The 17720-nt window shown below is 50.5% G+C and carries 12 protein-coding genes and 1 pseudogene; 6 read left to right on the top strand and 7 right to left on the bottom strand.

What is annotated here, in order from left to right; genetic code table 11:
• The first annotated feature begins 55 nt into the window (after positions 1–55).
• From KW848_RS30065 to KW848_RS30085, 5 genes are all read left to right on the top strand, one after another.
• Entirely contained in the window at positions 56–4693 is a 4638-nt protein-coding gene (locus KW848_RS30065) for an autotransporter outer membrane beta-barrel domain-containing protein (protein WP_218539013.1), read from the top strand.
• A 134-nt stretch (positions 4694–4827) separates the two neighbouring features.
• Entirely contained in the window at positions 4828–6504 is a 1677-nt protein-coding gene (locus tag KW848_RS30070; RefSeq protein ID WP_218539014.1) for a hypothetical protein, read from the top strand.
• Positions 6505–6560: 56 nt separating this feature from the next.
• On the top strand, positions 6561–7250 hold the full coding sequence (locus KW848_RS30075) for a hypothetical protein (RefSeq protein ID WP_218539015.1): 690 nt from the start codon (positions 6561–6563) through the stop codon (positions 7248–7250).
• 25 nt (positions 7251–7275) lie between these two features.
• Positions 7276–8901 (top strand): hypothetical protein, encoded by a 1626-nt coding sequence (locus tag KW848_RS30080; protein ID WP_218539016.1) that lies wholly within the window; start codon positions 7276–7278, stop codon positions 8899–8901.
• A 35-nt stretch (positions 8902–8936) separates the two neighbouring features.
• Positions 8937–9638: a hypothetical protein gene (locus KW848_RS30085; RefSeq protein WP_218539017.1), complete on the top strand. Its 702-nt coding sequence runs from the start codon at positions 8937–8939 to the stop codon at positions 9636–9638.
• 522 nt (positions 9639–10160) lie between these two features.
• On the opposite strand, the gene KW848_RS32620 is transcribed toward KW848_RS30085, so the two are convergent.
• The 5 genes from KW848_RS32620 to tnpB all read right to left on the bottom strand — a co-directional run bounded on the left by KW848_RS32620 (position 10161) and on the right by tnpB (position 12041).
• On the bottom strand, positions 10161–10235 hold the full coding sequence (locus tag KW848_RS32620; protein ID WP_375154754.1) for a hypothetical protein: 75 nt from the start codon (positions 10233–10235) through the stop codon (positions 10161–10163).
• Complete coding sequence (locus tag KW848_RS32625; RefSeq protein WP_375154750.1) at positions 10214–10540, bottom strand: transposase; 327 nt, start codon at positions 10538–10540, stop codon at positions 10214–10216. Before KW848_RS32625 ends, KW848_RS32620 begins: the two co-directional genes overlap by 22 nt.
• Before the next feature lie 104 nt (positions 10541–10644).
• Complete coding sequence (locus KW848_RS32630; RefSeq protein WP_375154751.1) at positions 10645–10905, bottom strand: transposase; 261 nt, start codon at positions 10903–10905, stop codon at positions 10645–10647.
• Between the two features lie 37 nt (positions 10906–10942).
• Positions 10943–11626 (bottom strand): transposase, encoded by a 684-nt coding sequence (locus KW848_RS32635; protein ID WP_375154752.1) that lies wholly within the window; start codon positions 11624–11626, stop codon positions 10943–10945.
• Between the two features lie 55 nt (positions 11627–11681).
• Entirely contained in the window at positions 11682–12041 is a 360-nt protein-coding gene (gene tnpB / locus KW848_RS30095; RefSeq protein WP_256365329.1) for an IS66 family insertion sequence element accessory protein TnpB, read from the bottom strand.
• A 75-nt stretch (positions 12042–12116) separates the two neighbouring features.
• Here tnpB and KW848_RS32040 point away from each other — a divergent pair.
• A pseudogene (locus tag KW848_RS32040) lies at positions 12117–12665 on the top strand (transposase); the annotation flags it as partial.
• 70 nt (positions 12666–12735) lie between these two features.
• On the opposite strand, the gene KW848_RS30105 reads toward KW848_RS32040, so the two are convergent.
• Both KW848_RS30105 and KW848_RS30110 read right to left on the bottom strand, forming a co-directional pair.
• The gene (locus KW848_RS30105; protein WP_256365330.1) at positions 12736–13626 is read right to left on the bottom strand and encodes an RHS repeat-associated core domain-containing protein; all 891 of its coding nucleotides are present in this window, start codon (positions 13624–13626) and stop codon (positions 12736–12738) included.
• Entirely contained in the window at positions 13613–17698 is a 4086-nt protein-coding gene (locus KW848_RS30110; protein ID WP_218539019.1) for an RHS repeat protein, read from the bottom strand. The genes KW848_RS30105 and KW848_RS30110 overlap by 14 nt, the downstream gene beginning before the upstream one ends.
• Between the last annotated feature and the right edge of the window lie 22 nt (positions 17699–17720).

A 17720-nucleotide genomic window follows, 5' to 3' on the forward strand; every position in this document is an offset into this window, starting at 1 on the left:
GCTGGGAGGCGAGCAAAATTAAGCATCTGTTATATTTTTGCGTGGAACGGAATATATGAGTCGTCATTTTGGCGTCGGGCCCGAGCGATATGCATTTAATAAATTTTTCGCGGTGCTTGCATCGATCGGGACTCTTGGGTTTTCATTAGGTGCTATGGCGCAGTGTTCAGTAGGGTCCGGTTCGCACTATACTCAGATCGTCAAGGATGCTGATTTGAACGATTGTGATACGGTAGATATTCAATCTAACTTGACTGATTTAAGAGTCGGCTGGGATTTGCGCAAAGTTGGTGTTTATACCTCTGGCAAGGATGTATCCGTTTTTAGTAAGTGGGATAGCGCTATTTCCATGCAGGGTGGGGGATCAGCTCCATTATCGCTGGATGCAAAAGGAAATTTAACGGCTCGAGCAGTGTTGGAAGCCCGTGCCACGCCTGGGGCTATCACAGCGGGTCTATTACTTGTGCGGAGGGGCGCGCAGGATGTGACCTTTACGCTTGAGCCAGGCGCGGTCTTGAATGTCGAGTCATCGGCGTTAGGGCTCGAATCGACGAAGACCACGGTTATTGGCGGGATCATGGCACAGGGGGGGGCAAAGGTCATATTGAATGGCGCTGCGACTATCTCGGCTACAGGAGGGGCGAGTGAAAAAATTGAAAGGGGGGCTGCTGGTGTAGCTTTTGACTCGGGCAGTTTGTTTACATCCGCAGGTGGGCTGGGGATCTCAGCTTATAATGCTGATGGTATCTATTTGTCTGGGGCAAATGCCTCGGTTAGTGGGTTGGTTAAAATAACACAGGCGGGAGGGGAGGATAGTGATGAGTTCGGCGGGGCCGGAGTGAGGGCTGAGACGGACTCTGATGTGAATCTTGAAGGTGATATGGATAGTAGCATTAAGGGGCATCGTTTCGGGGTTTTAATAAACACACACTCTGTTGGCAGCTTGAGCGGCTTTTCGGTGGTGTCGGATGGGTATCAAAGTGGAGCTGTTACTGTTGAGTCTCGCTCGACTCTCGTTGGTAATAAGTTGTCAGTAGAAATGCCCGCCGTGGAGGGATACGCAGTCTATGTCGCCGGGTCTGGCTCCAGTGCCACTCTTTCGGATACGGTCGTAAGTGCGTCTGGGTTCGGGGCGTTTGGTCTTTATATGCTCAATGGTGGCGAATTGACGTTTGGCGCTCCTGGGTCTGGTGTTAGCTCGGTGCGTACTAGTGGTGAAAAATCCGTGGGTGTTTATGTGGATGGGCGTGACAGCAGTCTTGTAATGTCCAATACAGACGTAAGTACAGAAGGTGCAAACTCAATAGCTATGAAGTTTGCCTCGCTGGGTGGTAGAGCACAGGTAACGGATTCGTTCGTGAGCACGACAGGCCTGGGGGCAGCGGCGATCAGCGTCCAGGCAGGAGCGCTGACATTGCAAAGGACGTCGATCACTACTCGGGGTGACAATTCGGTTGGTGTGGATGTTTCAGGAGGGCAAGTAACCATTGGTCCGGGCGTAATGGTCAATACGTACGGAGGCGGTGCGGATGGCCTGTTTGTGTCTGATAGCAGCGCTCTGGCGAGCATCGATCGCGATACTCGTATCGCCACTCATGGTGAAAATGCAAGTGCTTTTAGCTTGGTCGGTGCAGGCAACACTTATACGTTCGATGTCGGCAGCATGCAGCTTGCAAATTTGGTTGCCGAACGAGGTTCGTTGATTCGTGCGGCCGATGGCGCTACGGTGGAGGTGACGCAAGCCAATCCGTTCTCAACTTCAGTAGCGACTGTTGTCGGCGGCGTCCCTTCGTCTTGGGGGGCGATCGCGGGTGACGGCGGTACGGTCCAACTTGATGGCGGCGTTAGCACCAACGGTAATGCCCTGATGGCGAGTGCTGGCGGTACGCTGATGTTTAAGGGTGCTTCGTCGGGTGCTAATTCTATCGTTCAGTTGGACGCTGGGACGTTGGGGGTAGCAGGTACGCTTAATGCCACCCAGCATGACTCCACACTTACGTTAGGGGCGTTGAGCGGCGGCGGAGCGTTGAACATGGGATCCGCAGTGACCCAACTCCATTTAGGAAGCGATCAGACAGCATTAGCCGGCACTTTTATTTTTGGCGGCAGCACCACCGGCTCGGTTGATCTTTACAAGTACGGCGGCAATATCCAGGTTCTACAAGGCGATGCGGCCTGGAGTGGGATTAGGAACGGCTACCTCAATGGTGGTGTGTTGCAAGTGAGGGGTATTGCTGATCCGAGTTCGTTCACAAGAACGTTTTACATCAACGATGGCTGGTTAGATTTATCGGGCACCTCGGGGGGCTTTGACCCGGCGGCCCCTGACAACGCGGCGGACTGGAGCAATATCCATATTGAGTACGCGGGCGGGGTTGGAGGGGTGATTGGGACCAACGACAAGATCGCTATTGCAGATGGAGCTGTTGGGTATCAAATTGGGGGCGATGCGACGCGCAATGGTGCGGGTATATACGTCGTCAAGAACGGGGGCGGAGTCTCGATAGTGACTGCGGATAACACCTATTTAGGCAATACGCAGATTAATGATGGCACTTTGCAAGTTAGTCGTGACGCAAACCTTGGCGATACGGCCGTAGAGCGCGAGGTGCGCTTGCAAGGCGGCAACTTGCAGATATCCAAAGGCGCGAGCGACTTTCAATCCCTGCGTGCAGTCCAAGTGCTCGACACTGGCAGTGTCATCGTCGATGCGGATGTGATGGCAACATTGGGATCGATCGTCACCTATGCCGATGATGCAAATGGTGGGCTGACGGCTGGCGGAAATTCGACATTCACCAAGGATGGTGCGGGCGCCTTGACCGTAGGTGGACTCAGTTTGGCCGGTGGGCTGGTAATGGCTGGAGGAAGTTTGACCGCTGGCGGTGGCGAGATTTTCAACGGTAACGGTGGGGCTGCCATTGCCGCGGCCGGGGGCACTTCGCTTTCGGTGGCGCATACGTCGGTCGAGGGCGGTACCACAGGGGTCTATCGCTCAACGTCCGCAGGAATGAGTACGTTTAATGTGGACGCCTCCTCGCTCAAAGGCGACATCGCCTCCAATGTCGCTGGCGCTGTGGTAAATGTCGGCTTGTCAGGAGGTACTGAATTGGTCGGTGTGATATCTCAGTCCGGCGGCGGTCAGGTCAATGCAACTGTGGCGGATGCCAGTACGGTCTGGAACCTCACTGGCGACTCTAGCGTACAACAATTGACGAACAGGGGGCTGATTGAGTTTGCATCGTCAGCTATCAATGACGTGGTTCAGTATAAGACCTTATTCGTGAAGGGGGACTATGTAGGGGGGGGGGCAGTCGGCCTGAACACCGAGTTGAATGCCGGCGGCAATACTCAAGCATCCAATACCGATAGAGTGCTGATCAGTGGTAATGCCATTGGAACCACTATGCTGCATATCACCACCACTGGTACTGCGGTGAATACTAACAAAGCAGGCGATAACAAATTCCACGCAAACGAGGGTATTTCGGTTGCGCAGATCGGTGGCAATGGATCAGAGAATTCATTCAAGCTAGATACTACTTATGTTACGAGTCCGGGCAGCCTCTATCAGTATCGTCTGTTCGGCTACGGTCCTTCAGGGGCTTATGGTGATGCTGATGCTTCGCAGAGCCGCCTGAGCGGCGGCACTACATGGGACTATCGGTTGCAGACTGCGTATGAAGACGACAAAGGGAAAATCATCCCGGGCGCTCCCACCGATGCTCCTCCAGGTACTCGACCCTTGGTCTTGCCACAGACCAGCTCCTATCTGATTGCGCCGCTGGTACTGCAGCGTTATAGCGCCATGTTGATGAGCGGTCTACACGCACGACTTGGAGATATGTCATCGTCAAGTGATGAGCTTGGTGGAGAGGCATTTGCCCGTACCCTCGGCGAGAGTGGCAATTATACGTCAAGTCGTAGTTTTCAACAGTATGGGTTCGACTTCGATCAAAGCAGTCAGGCGTTGCAGTTCGGTGGGAATTTTCTCCGTTACACCGCGACTAACGGCGATACCTATCGAATGGGGCTGGCCGCGACCATCGGCTCTATCCATGCGACACCTCGTACAACGGCGGCGACTAGCAGTGATCTCTCGGTTCAGGCAAGTACCTTAGCGTTGACCGGGACATGGTTGTCGGCGCAGGGCTGGTATGCGGATGGTGTGCTTGGAGCAAGCTTTTATCGCACTAGCGTTGATGGTGTCAGTCCCTCAGTAGGGCGGTTGCATGGGACGGGCTTGGATTTATCGGTGGAGTCGGGTCGTCGGTTCACATTGAATTCGGGCATGGAAGTGGAGCCACACCTTCAGTTCATGGGGCAAGCCATGCACTATCGCGACCGGGTGGACGCCGATGGTACCAAGATTGCACTAGGTAACACCCAAGCCTGGACGACGGGAGCGGGTGTAAGGGTTAGCTATCCGATCTATAGCAAAGGAAACACCGTTAAGCCTTACGCGGATGCGGGGGCGGATTATACTTGGATTAGTGCTGGTAAACCAAGGTTGGCTGGTCAGGAGTTCACCACCGCCAATGTTGGCGGTGGTTTGAAACTTGCTCTGGGAGTCAGTGCGCAACTAAGTGAACGTTTGCAAGTATACGGTGAAGCGAATGGTCAGGCTCGGCCGAGCAACAGTTATGGCAACTCTGCTGTTGGCGGAAATTTAGGGTTGCGTTACGATTTTTAATATCACTTGGACACGATGGCAAGTTATCGTGACGGCGACAAGCCCGCTTGCTCAGCGTTTATTTTTAAAAAAAGGTTACCGTGCACAATGTTGTGTTGGTAATAAATTGTTATTTAATAAAAGGAGTAAATATTATGTTTTCAAAGCAAAATAAACTACCGTCGGATAGCCAAAGCATGACTTATGACTCTCCTAAGGGCGGAATAGGGTATTGGGGGGAGATTCTTAAAGTTACTGTAAGGCTTACCTCTTTAGATAAAGAGTTAGCCGAGGGTGATTATGTTAAGTTTCAATTGGATTCATTGAGTTCTATAGTGTCTCCAAATGGGATTAGGGCCCTTAACCAATCTGAGGAAAATGGCAAAATTAAGGTGGGGGCTGCCGATATTGGTAATAAAGACGCTCTCGTAAGTATTGAGGTTTATGTAAGTGGTAAGGTTAATGCAAACATCGACTTCAATGCGACTTTGTATTCCGTCGATGATAACGTAATACTTCATCAGAGTTCAGCGCCCGGAGTAATAATCACGGGAGCAGAGCCTAATACCGAATATGAATCCCCTAACATGGTTCTGGTTGCGAACACAGTTGGGGAACAGCCTTTCACACCTACTACTAGTCCGACGCAGAATTATTTTCGTGTTAGCTATCGGCCGATGACCCTTACACAGGAAGAAATCAAGGACCGAAAATTCGTCGCTCATTTGAGACTCACGCAGAATAGTACTCAAAAGTTGGCGCCGGACGTTATGGGTGCCTTGAAAGAGCTTCTAATTTACGATAAGGATAATGCCATATATGATATCAAACTAGGTGAAGAGACTACTAAGCTTATTCAAAGCGACGATCAAGGTAAATTTGATTTGCGTATCTGTGCGGGTACAAAGCCTGTTTTCGGTAAAGTCCATCTTGAGTTACCTGGTGCGGAGGGGGACGCCTCCGGAGCTTTGTTGGTTACTAATCTTGCTAATCCGGACTCCGGGCTCTCTGCGCCGATATTCGCGAGTAACTATGTTGATGTGGCTACTCAAAATTCGGTTACCGGAACTATTGAGCTTGGCGGCATTAGTCCTTCCCAAAATACGGTTTATTACGTAGTGTCGTCGTACGCCGACCCTATTACACATAAAGTTAAGTCTACATATATAACCGAGCTTTCGTATATGAGTGCCTTCTCTTGGTACGCTGGTGGTAATCAATTCGCAGTGACAGGAAGTCAATTGTTTGCTCCGCCCGCGGTCGGCGAAAGAAGTGATGCGATGCTCAACCATGTTTCATATATCGAGATAACTACTCAAAACGTGATGAACCAATCTGCACCGGCTAGATTGAATGTGTGGCGTTCAAAGCTAACCACACCCCCTGTTGAACCGCCGCCTTACAATTCGAATATTCCAGCGCCTATTTATGTTGGCTCTACTCCCGAATTTCCGGATCGGGTTACACCGTCAATGTGCGTGGATGGATTGCAAATTCGGGTAGACTGGACATTTAGTAGCGTGAAGCCCGAGGAGCAGACATATATTAACTATCAGGTAAGTCTACAGGGGTGGTCTAGTGAGACTAACAAGTCTCAGGAGAACAGTATTCTCCGTAATTACCTAGTTACGAAGGAAGACGTTTCAAGAGGCTTCTGCATCTTGCAATTAGAACCGTCCGATACGGCGGGTTATCGGGATAATCCAGCTAACGGTGACTTGGGTAAAATCACTACGTGGTATTATTTTGGGACTGCAGCCTCTAAGACTTCCGAAAACACCTCCCCAGCTGCGATCGACGACTTTTACAGTATTAGTGTAGGCTCGCGTTAAACGCTGATCAGAATTCCTGTCCGCCTCTTATGGCGGGCAGGATTAAGGGGGGGGGAATGACAGAACGTGAACTGGATGCGCCGTTAATACCCAAGGCGGACAACGGAGTACTGGATCTTGGCGGAACTCAAGAAAACGTAATTGAAGTTATCATCAAGCCCTACGATGAAATTAACAAGGGCGACAAAATAACGGTTCGATTTGATGGATTAGGCGGGCAGGGCACTTTTTTACGATACGCCTATGTCACGGATGCAGATCTTTTTTTTGCTGGGAAGGATATTCAGATTCGACCACTGTCGGTTTTCAGCAATGGTCCATTCAACGTCACCTACACAGTGGAGAGCAGAGCGGCCAACATATCTTCATCCAAGCCTTTGGGCATCACCATTAATAATGCGCCTGACGCGGAGGTGAATGTGCAATATCATCAAGCTACATATAGCGGGTTTTATCTCGAGGGCTTGATCGACTCATGGATCGTGCCATTTGATTACGCGATTTCCAAAAATTCCGATGTGTTGATATCCCCGTTAAGTACCCAAGCAGAACAAGGAAATCCGACGTTGATACTGTCGAAGCGTACTCAGGCAAGCGGAACGTCGAGTGCGGTGGGAACTCTAGCGTATACCTTAGGGAAGTGGGCATTTATAATCTCAGATTCACCGATAACGCTGAAAAAAGGGGACGAGTTGTCGCTGGCAATGATCAGCGATGGTAATCTCGATTTGGCGGTGACGGTATGATATATACCCAGCGAGGAGATTACCGATGAGCGTAAATCGTTTCTATGCCGGGGCCACACTTCAGGTGATACCTGACACTGTTGACAATACTTATGCGTTCTATCTTTGGCAGGTTGTTACCTTCACTGCGACGCTGACCTTACCTGGCGGAGTAGCCGATGGGCAAGTCGTAATTTTCCAGAGTGTTGGTTCCAATGGCAAATTTGAGATTTACGGTTCGCATAACTCTGATACTACTTTTAATGAGGAAAATTTGGCATGGCAAGTTGTAGCTCGAAGTAAAGACGCAGACCGGTCGGTCGCGACCGCGACGATTCGGGCTCTTTATTCCTCAACTGCCTCGAAAGCGGATACACCTGATATATTCAGCGCTAATGCCCCCAGCGTAATGTTGCAAAGTAGCGACGCCTACACGGTTGTCGCTCCTAGCGTAAGTATGTTTGAAAACTTCGATCCATATCATTTATTGCCTGCGTCAAGTGTCAAAGAGACGCCCTTGAGTTCTGGAGGGAATTACTTTATTTGCAGCGTGTATGTCTCTGACCCGAACACAGGTTCAGGCTTGAAAAATATTTGCTTACGTCTGTCTACCCAGGCGGACCACTCGTTTTCAGGAGTGGCGTTTTATCCAGCATTGAGTTCAACGGCTGTAGATGCGCTGACTATTCATCAGGATAGTATACGTCATTGGGTGGATTTGCTTACTGATGAGGACGGCGTCGCTAATGTTTATGTGTGCGCATCAAAAACGTCAGGTACTTATGCGGGTATCATACACGGTAAATGTGGCGTTGTCGAAGATATAATAGCCATGTTCGTAATTCCAGACTTCAAGTCGGACGCGGATCCTAGGCTCGGCGCTCCACTACTGACTTCTCCCGAAGTGCAAGTGCCGGCCGCCGGTATTGACACGATTGCTTGCGTGATACCAGCCTATCTGAGTAATGCTACCAATGACTGGCTATTCGTCCTGTGTAACAAACGAGTTCAGAATGGTGAGGGTTCTAATTTTCCACGAAAGGTAACGGGACAGGTACTCGCGTCGTTCTCGAAATTCGGGCTACACAACGAAACATTTGACGACGATAATTTTAACGAGCTGACTTACATCGTGTTGCCGGCCAGGGAGCCCGCGGCGTTAGCGTCGAGGCTTGAGTTTTATGTAGATGGCGATCCAGGTGCTCCTATCGCTAGCTTGCACGATGGAAAAATGAAAGCGCCGGCGATTGTCGAAACGCTCGGGCATGAGGTAATCATCAATGCTTCAACTATCTCTCATGGACTGAACATTCGTGTTCCAGTGGGCAAGGCAAATACGGATGTTTTATGGGATGACGTCCGATATGCGGTCATTGTCACGATCGACGTTTCGGGTTGGATGGCCGGCTTTGACGACCCCATGGCGGTTCGGATTACGAGCCCAAAGGGTCGAGAGATCAGTAAGGTGGATCTAGTCCGAGGGTATGTAGATATTTGGTTCGGGCGCATTGAACTCTGGGGCTTCGGACAATCAGTAAAAGGCGTGATGGGTCGTTGCGACGTGCAGTACAAGCTCTACTCGATTATTCCAGGTCGGTCTGCGAGCTCGCAGATATTGCATTGCCACATCGATACGCTTCCGCCGAGCGGGCTAGGTCCGTATTTTGACTAGTTTGGTTTGTACTATCACCAACGGAGATTGAGAACATGGCAGCCATGGAAATGCTCGAAAAGCCATATTTTTATCAAGTGCCCATTCAGAAGCCGGCATCGGGCCCTTTGGTGCTCGACAAGGGCAACATTGCACCTGGGGTGCCCATCGTTGTTTCAGCGGTGAGTAGTACCACACAGGAGGGTGACACGATCACGCTGTTTTTTAATGGAGTGAAGCTTGGCAAGCCTTTTGTTGTTATAGATCCTAATGAATTAGTCTACGATCTTTTAGTACTGCTCGATGATTGGCCGGAGGGGATTGGCGATACTTATATAACGGTTTCACGCAAAGGAACGGTTGTTGGAAAGTCCCAATCTTTGAATTTAAGGGTGAAAAATGATGCCAAGACAACAGATGTTCAGCGGCGAGAGGGGCTTTTGGTAGGGCTTTATGGGCCTGGAATCGTCGACAGTTGGTTGGTGCCCGGAACCTATTCGTATGAAAAAGGTGCACAAATACTACTTTCGATGTTGCCTATTGGGAAAAATTCTCAAGGAGCAGTACTCAAGTTAATGCGTTGGACTGATTCGTCCTTGGGAGGCGTTTATGACGAGTTGTGCATGTGGACTTATCAAAACGGCTCATGGGCAGGCGGTGTATTTGATCAGGGTTTCAAATTAGTCCGCGGTGATCATCTGTTTTTGTATGTCGTCGGTACTCAGCCTGTGAACCTTACGCTTGAGTATGCAATATGAATTACCTCTCGGCGCCTGTATGGTTTCAAATCGCTTCCATCAGCCCGCGTCCCAATAGGTAGCATCGACCTAACTAAACGACTCCCGATAGGTTTTTATACATCTCACCCTCCCGGCTCTTTGTAATGGGGGATGCGATTTTTCAGCAATTATCTCGCATCAAGGCGAGTAAGGGCTAGGTATTCGCCGCACTGGATCGCCCATGGCTCAGAGGTTTGTCGCGTGATGTCGTCGTCGATTCGACAGTTTCCTTTGTGCAGAACCTCAACTGGACTTTCATGCTTCTGATTTGTGACGTAATGGTTCCCATTAAATATTGTTGCCTCGTTTGTATCAAGGTAAAAACTTGCTGTCAGCATCTCTCCGGGCGTAAATCCGAGAAGAACATCGATGCCGCGACGCCGCAATTGTCTCTTTCAATTAGCAGATTATGTCGCCAAAGAGTCACCGAATTGCGATCCATGAAAAAAAATCTCCGTAAGCGCTCCATGAACCCCACATTTTAAAGGTGCGGATCTATGGCTATCTTGAAATTTGCGGCGTGCAGTTCCACGGCAGCAAGGCCTCGAAGTCTTCTACGCTCGAGGCATGTGGCAGGCGCTCAAGTGCGTGGCGCTGCCACGCATAGGGCGCTCTTGGCCGTTGGCTTTAGCCGTCTCGACCAAACTGTAAAGTTGAGCGCTGGCCGTCGCGCCTTTGGGTATGTCGCTGAACCTCCAACTCTTGCGCCCGATCACGAAGGGCTGGATCGCACGCTCGGCGGCATTGTTGTCGATCGGCAAGTAACCGGCTTCGGTGTAGCGCACCAACTTGCTCCAGTTTCTGGCCAGGTAGCTGATGGCTTTGCCCAGTGCATTTTGCACCGTCACTTGTGGCTGGGTTTTCTCCAGCCAGGCGTGCAACTGCGCCAACACCGGTAGACTGTGGTGCTGTCAACTTTCGTGGCGATGTTCATCGCTGACTTCTTTTAAATCTCGCTCGATACCGTACAGCTTGTTGATCAGATTCAGCGCGATATCCGCGCGCCCGGTCTTACGTTTGGGCTGCACTTTTGCGCCTCAACAAAGTTGCGTCGCGCATGTGCCCAACAGCCCATACGCTCAACACCGGACTGCGCGCCCAAAGCGTTGTAACCGGCGTCATCATCGGTCGTCAGGTAGCCGCGATAGCTTTCGATCAGGCGCGACGGGACCTCCTGCGCCCGGCTGGTCGAGTAGTCAAACAAGATAACGGGCTGATTCGGTGGCCCGCCGGTTTGTACCCACATCCAGGATTGGCTGGTCGGCTCTCGACCCGGTTCTTTTTCACCTGAACCCGCGTTCCCGCGTTTCGTCACAGTGGATGACGCGACTTTCCGGCAGTCGATCCCGCATCAAGTTGAGCAAGGGTTGCAGGTGTTCGCTGCACTGGATCACCCAGCGCGCCAAGGTCTGGCGTGGGATATCGATACCGTGGCGGCCCATCGACGTATTTGGTCGCCAGCAACATCGCCAACACACTGGGCTGGCCATGCTCTTTTCGATCAGCTGCGCCGGCTTGTCGGCGGTAACCGGGGCGGTTTCGCAATCGCGGCAACCGTAGACATTGCGCACATGTTTGATCACGCGGATTTGCATCGGCACGATCTCGCGCTGCTCGCTGATTTCCTCGCCAATGGCATGCTTGCGGCAACCGCAGGCACAGGTCAGCTCATGTTCGGGCAGTTCGTGAATAACCTCGATACGCGGAAGATCGGCGGGCAGAGTTGCGTTTGCGCCGTCGCTTGGTCGGCGCGACGACCTCTTCTTCACCGCTTCGTGGACCAACTCGGCGACGCTTTCAGCTTCATTGAACAAGGCCATTTGCGGGGTCGCAGGATCAGCAGTCTGCTCTGACTTGCGTCCGAAAAGACGCTGACGCAACAGCGCGTTTTCTTCTTCGAGATGAACGATCTTGCCCTTATCCGACTCGGGCTCAAGCAGCAGCTGCTCAAGCAGTTGCTTGAGCAAAACAGGGTCGTCAGGAAGGTCTTTGCATGGAAATCATGCCCTGGATTATATCGAATCAGGCGACGAATCGAGGCGTCAAAACTTGATGCGGACGGTTGCGCCACAAATCAAAATTGTCCAATAGCCAATTGAGCTCTTGAACCGTCAGCACGACGGCTTCATCCGAACAATCCGACGATGTATAGAAGCGCTCGTTTTCCAGCCGCTTCAGCCAAAGGCAAAAGCCGTTGCGCTCCCAATACAAAATCTTCACTCGGTTGCGAGGCTTGTTGAGGAACACGAAAAGCATCGGGTCAAATACCGCGACCTTGATGTTCAGTTCAGCCAGAGCGGCGAGGCCATCGATGGATTTTCGGAAGTCGACAGGTTTGGGATAGAGATAGACTTTTTCGACTTTTGCGTCGGGCCGCAACATAAGGTGCTGGCTCTGGAAAGGAATCGGGAGCACAGCATCGGGGATCAGGTGGTGACTTTGAACGTGGGGTTTATGGAGCGCTTACGCTACATCCAGGTGCTCTACGAAATAGAGCGAGAGGTTCGCGGCGTGGAGCCTGATTTATGTCGCCGAATAAAGCAAGAAAAAGCCGCACCAGCGATGGGTGCGTTGCATAGTACCTGGATGATCACCCCGCGCGAGCACGTGCACGGCGAAGTGGCTATCGCCAAAGATTTCGATTACAGCCTGATCGCTGGACGGCATTGTCACGCTCTCTCGATGACGGTGCTGTCTTCATCGTTAACAACTACGCCGAGCAACGGATCAGGCCGTGGGCTAAGGGCCGCAAGAATTGGCTCGACGCCGGATCGTTGCGCAACGGCCAACGTGCGGTGGCGTTGATGAGCCTGATCCAATCGGCCAGGCTCAATGGACATGATCCATACGCCTATTTGAAGGACGCACTCCAGCGACTGCCAACTCAACTGGGCTGAGATCGCTGAACTGTTGCCGCATAATGGATGTCATTACACAACTGTTATCCCCGCGTGCTTACACCGATGCCTGAACTTGGCAGGTCATCACTTTATAAGCGCCCAATGAAAGAATAGTCAAAACATTGTCGACAACTTCTGACCTTCTCTAATACACTCTCGCAATACCGCACAGAATGCTATTCGCCTTCGATATCAAAGCTAAATATCGCCGCCCCCCCGCTGTCCAAGCCAAAGAAACGCGGCATCCCAGAATAACCGATACCATGGTGCCGTGACTTTCCGATTCGAGTATAAGATTTTATTAAGTTATCAGGAGCATCGAATATACCATCCACAAATCCCGTTATCGAGGCTGCAACCCCCAAATATGTGCTGGTCTTCTCGAGCGGAGTGTCGAGCTTTTTCCTGTCATAATCCCCAGCATAACCATCGGCTACCCCTTCAGTCACCTCGCTCGTAACCGCAGACGTGTAGGATAATGTTTTAACAGTCAATCTTATATTGCCCGTGTTTTTTCTAAAAACATCCAGGCCGGCTTTAAGCCCGTTATTTTTAATATTATGATGAATTTCTTTAGACTCTATGGCTACCCCTGTTAAAGTGTCACCAACGCTGAAAGAAAATGATATTTTGTCCAAGATATGCTGCGCATTGGAGCCCGGGCTACTCGCTTGACTGGCTATCTCTGTTCCCACTGCTATCACAACAGAGACAGCGTGTATAACAGCTAAGGATTCCCCACCAGTAGCCACAGCTGCGGCTACGTCAAATGCCGCAACCCCAACACCGAACACATCATCGACGAAAGTCAATAGCTTAACATGATGGCCGCTAGGATCTATTTTATTAATAGGATCACCTTCGCAATATCCATACGAGTTAATGCCGCCCGCCTGAAAAGGACTCATGCCATCCGGTGAAGTAAACCGTCGCAATGATGGAATGTATGTCCGATAGCCATTGCCAAGATGATAGCCTGCCATGACCGGGTCAATACTCTCGCCGTTAAACCCTAAGACGCTATCTAGTTGGTCGACTGTCATGTGTTTGACGTTATCTTTCATCATGCACCCCAAATCCTTGCTCACCATGCGGACCGTAAATCTGTAAGACTGACTTATCAACGCTTTCCACACTAAGCACCGAGCCGTTGGCATCGATGCCGCTGAGCCATATGCCCGAATTGGCACCAGTGCGAATTTGCGCTATGTTGCCCGCCGGACCAACCAGCAGACGCACACCGTTATTCCCCTCCACTTGGTTAACTAGCCTCGTACCGCAATAATACAAATCTGTATTATCCTGCTTAATCATCCGGTTATTCGCGTCATATCTATACAGACTGTGCCGGGGAGTTTTTCCGGTCTCCGAGTACGTGACACTCTCCAAGTATCCTTCCAGCACCGATCCACTATCACAAAACGTACGTCCCATACCGTCGCTAATCAGCAAGCCATTCGCGTCATAGGTTATCGGTGCAGAAAGCGGATTGGAGTAGCTGGAGTGACTATGAGCGACGTTTGTTAATTGACATGGGTCCGCAGTATTGCCATAAGTGCAAAACATATTGTCCCGGAGGCCGTCTTCAAACTCGCTCTGTATGCACTTAATATTGCTGTAGGCATCATAGGTGATAATCTGCGAGCGTATGCGATTCCCTCGTTCATCTGCGGGCATCTCTTCGCTATTACCGGATACCACGTAATTGACTAGCCGATTGCGAGCATCATAGGTATACACTTCTTTTCGAACCATTTGCTCGTTGCGGTAGAGCAATTTAGTATTTAACTGGTGATTTGTATACCAAGTTTGTCTCAGTTCCCAACTGTTAGCGCTCCGACTGCTAGTTACGCTACGCTTGATTTCGCGACCAAGGCCGTCAAATTCTATCTTCGTGGTCAGAGTCTCGCTACTCACTACATTCATCGTAATCCATTGCTGCAAGCGCCCAAGATCATCGTAGGAGAATACAGCGGTTACATCGCTATTACTGACACTGCATACCCGACCATAGCAGTCATACTCAATGGCCTGCGTTTCTCCCGCGACATCGGTGTAGTGGGTAGTCTTGCCTGTAACGGTATACGCGTAACGAGTCAGTGGCATCGCTGGAGAGAGTTTTTCCGTTGCCAAGCGTCCCGCCAATGTATAAGTATTGGTAGCGGTGGTTTTCGGATTGGGACTCTTGGTGATAGTCGCCGTCAGCAGGGCGCCCACGATTTTATTCGTGCCACCGTGGGCTTTACTATAGGTAAAGATTCGGTTGTGACAGGGATTAGAACTCTTTTCCACTCGGGATAACTTTCCCCCCAGTTCTGCAACGTATTGGTAGTTAAGCGTATTTTTTTTGGGAGAAGTCACGCTGCTCGGCGAGGTCACGCTTCCTGATTGACTACTGTAGGTCGCAGTCCAGCTGCGCCCGCCAGATATTCGCTGGGTGATTCGGCCCAGCTCGTCATATACCTGGGTGCCAATCGAGACCGGAGGGAGTAATTGACCAATGAGAGGCTCGTATTCTGCAATAACTTGAATATCAGTCACCCACGCCAACGGCGAAAGCGCACTATAACTGCGGGTGATCTTTGTTCCCGGACTAGGTGAGCCAAACACTTTCGGCAGTGTGGTTGTAGTGACTCGGCCGAATTCGTCATAGCCGTAGGTGGTTACACGCCCTAATTCGTCAGTATGTTTCCGCAATCGATTTAAACCGTCGTACTCCTGCAGCACCATCGAACTGGGCGTCGCAGAGAGGGGAAAGGGCGAGCTACCATATTTTGCGTCGTAAGTCTCTATTTTTATTGGTCGCCGGTTGCCGTTATACGTTGTGACCGTGGTGTCGCCCCGGACTTTACCGCCTATAGTATACTTCGTGACCGTCATGGCGATAGGGTCGGTATTGCTCCAATGCTTTTGACCATCACTCATCGATTTTAGATTTACCTGTTCCCAACCGTCGTAGTCCATCTCAGTTACTAACGAGTAATACGGTATAGGCTCCTCCAAATGATTGGCGTCTGGGCCGCACACGATGTAGTCCATATTTGTAATTATCGCGGGCCTCAGCTTGGTATCGTAACTGACCGTCTTTAATATATTCCATCGGCCACTTGGATCATCCGCTAGGCTCACCTCCAATCTAACCGGCTTACCGGCAACATTGCACTTGGTACGGATTCTGTTATTGTTCGCATCGACTTCAGTAATAGAAAAAGGCATGCTCTGAGTGTCCTCGATAATATATTCGCAAGTGCGAATACTTTCATAATCAGTGCCTTTTGCTGTTGTTACTGAGATCACGCGCCCTAGAGCATCGTATGCTGCTTCGTTTATAACACCTAACGCATCCGTTGACGCCAACACTTGTGCCGTGAATAGCGACAGCGTTCGAGAGTTCGTAACGCTCTGTGCACATGCAGTTAACGTCTGTACCTCAATTAGTGCTTTGTCCGAAACCTGCCAAGTAGAGGCTAAGCTAGTGAGAAATTTAGCCCCTTCCTCGCCAAACGGGTGATGAGTGTGCTCAGTGTTGAGAAGGCGACCGAAATCATTGGCCGTATCCGTCTTTTCCGCATAGCTGTAGGCCACTTTGGACAGCAATTGGCTGCCGCTGTAAAGTTCTTCACTGCCAATCATTAATGCAGTGGTAATCACTGCCTCGGATTCTAGCGGCGTTTCCAGCCCTAAATAGCTGTACTTCGTAATTTGTGGCGATACGGAATAACCCGCTAGAGTTGCCGGCATCACCGTTTTTGTCTTTATGAACCGCGTAAATCCGTTGGGCTCTGCTGGGCACCCAGACTCACCCCCACTAGAGTAATACTCCCAGACCGTAGCGGCCTGGATGGGCGTTTCGTTCTGTGCGTCATCGATGGATATGATCGATTGAGTTAAGGGATTACCGGATTCATCGAAGGTCGTTGTTGTTCTTTCGCTTCGACTCTTTTTTCCTTGATTCCAAGTAGTGATTCGCACCTTGGGTAGCTGATACTGCGAGGGCTGCTCGTCAAACATCAGACTCTCGTCAATATAATACTCGGTTGCGTGTTCCGTGATGCAATCCTTGCATCGCAACTCCTGAGTGACGAGAAGATGATAATTATTATAAGTCCGAATGGTCTCAGTAATTAATCCAACCTCATCGGTATGGGTTTGCGTAGAACCATAGCGATAATACGACGACGCGTTATACAGATTGTCCCGCCCCGAATCCCAGCTTACCTCTGAGGAATAACCAAGGAAGTTAGTGTCCGTGTATGTATACGCTGTTTGAGACAATAATCCCACACCATCAGTGATACTCATTAGCGTCACGCATGGCAATGGCAACAATCCCGAGCCGTCTGGAAAACGCTGCGCCTGTTCGTCGCCACGGTATTGCACGGCTTCGATCAATCCGCCCGGCAAAGTCAAGGACGTCGCCCACATCCCCCAATTAGCCCCTAACTCCGCCATATCGGTATAGTCAATGGTCCAGTTGAGTGCAGGCTTGTCTTTACCAGGCGCATCACTGGTCACTTGCGTCAGGTGATAGCCATCAGAAAGATATAGAGAAACGGTGTATCCCTCGCTTTGATATGGCAACACACGCATGTCGACCTTAGTGCTTGAATAAGTGATTGATAGCATGTCCTGTATATCATCACTAACACTGGTTAGTACCACGTTGTCGCAATTATCAAAGTCCCACTTCAGCGTAATGGAATACCCAGCGGAGTTAAATATCTGCTGAGGAACACAGACATTGCCCATTCGCGTCAATATTTCGACACCCCCGTCTTTATGAAAGATTGAGTAATTGTCGCCGTCCATGTTGAACCGGAAACTGTCCAGTTTTTTCTGCTGAACCATACCGCTTTCCACCCGGTAGCGCTCCCCAGAACCTAATGACAATAACCCGGACTGGCTATCACCTTCATAAATCGACATCCCGAAAGATACCCCAACACCGAGACCCACGTTAGTGGTACTGATCGGGCTGTAACTCAGCACTAAAGGCAATATAGGACCCATCAGTTTATTCGCCACCAAGTGGCCGGAGTTGATGTTAATCCCATACAAACCCGTTCGGGGATCAACGCGCCCATAAACCGCGCTGACAAAGTTTGTGGCTTGGCTGAAAAACTCTGAAACATCGCTCATACAATTCATCCTAGCTGGCTTT

The organism is Pseudomonas sp. PDM25, from assembly GCF_019219045.1.
In the GTDB taxonomy this organism is placed as follows: Bacteria; Pseudomonadota; Gammaproteobacteria; order Pseudomonadales; family Pseudomonadaceae; genus Aquipseudomonas.

Coding starts and splice junctions, on each gene's coding strand:
- KW848_RS30065 (WP_218539013.1), top strand. CDS start 56: ATGAGTCGTCATTTTGGCGTCGGGCCCGAGCGATATGCATTTAATAAA.
- KW848_RS30070 (WP_218539014.1), top strand. CDS start 4,828: ATGTTTTCAAAGCAAAATAAACTACCGTCGGATAGCCAAAGCATGACT.
- KW848_RS30075 (WP_218539015.1), top strand. CDS start 6,561: ATGACAGAACGTGAACTGGATGCGCCGTTAATACCCAAGGCGGACAAC.
- KW848_RS30080 (WP_218539016.1), top strand. CDS start 7,276: ATGAGCGTAAATCGTTTCTATGCCGGGGCCACACTTCAGGTGATACCT.
- KW848_RS30085 (WP_218539017.1), top strand. CDS start 8,937: ATGGCAGCCATGGAAATGCTCGAAAAGCCATATTTTTATCAAGTGCCC.
- KW848_RS32630 (WP_375154751.1), bottom strand. CDS start 10,905: ATGTGGGTACAAACCGGCGGGCCACCGAATCAGCCCGTTATCTTGTTT.
- tnpB (WP_256365329.1), bottom strand. CDS start 12,041: ATGTTGCGGCCCGACGCAAAAGTCGAAAAAGTCTATCTCTATCCCAAA.
- KW848_RS30105 (WP_256365330.1), bottom strand. CDS start 13,626: ATGATGAAAGATAACGTCAAACACATGACAGTCGACCAACTAGATAGC.
- KW848_RS30110 (WP_218539019.1), bottom strand. CDS start 17,698: ATGAGCGATGTTTCAGAGTTTTTCAGCCAAGCCACAAACTTTGTCAGC.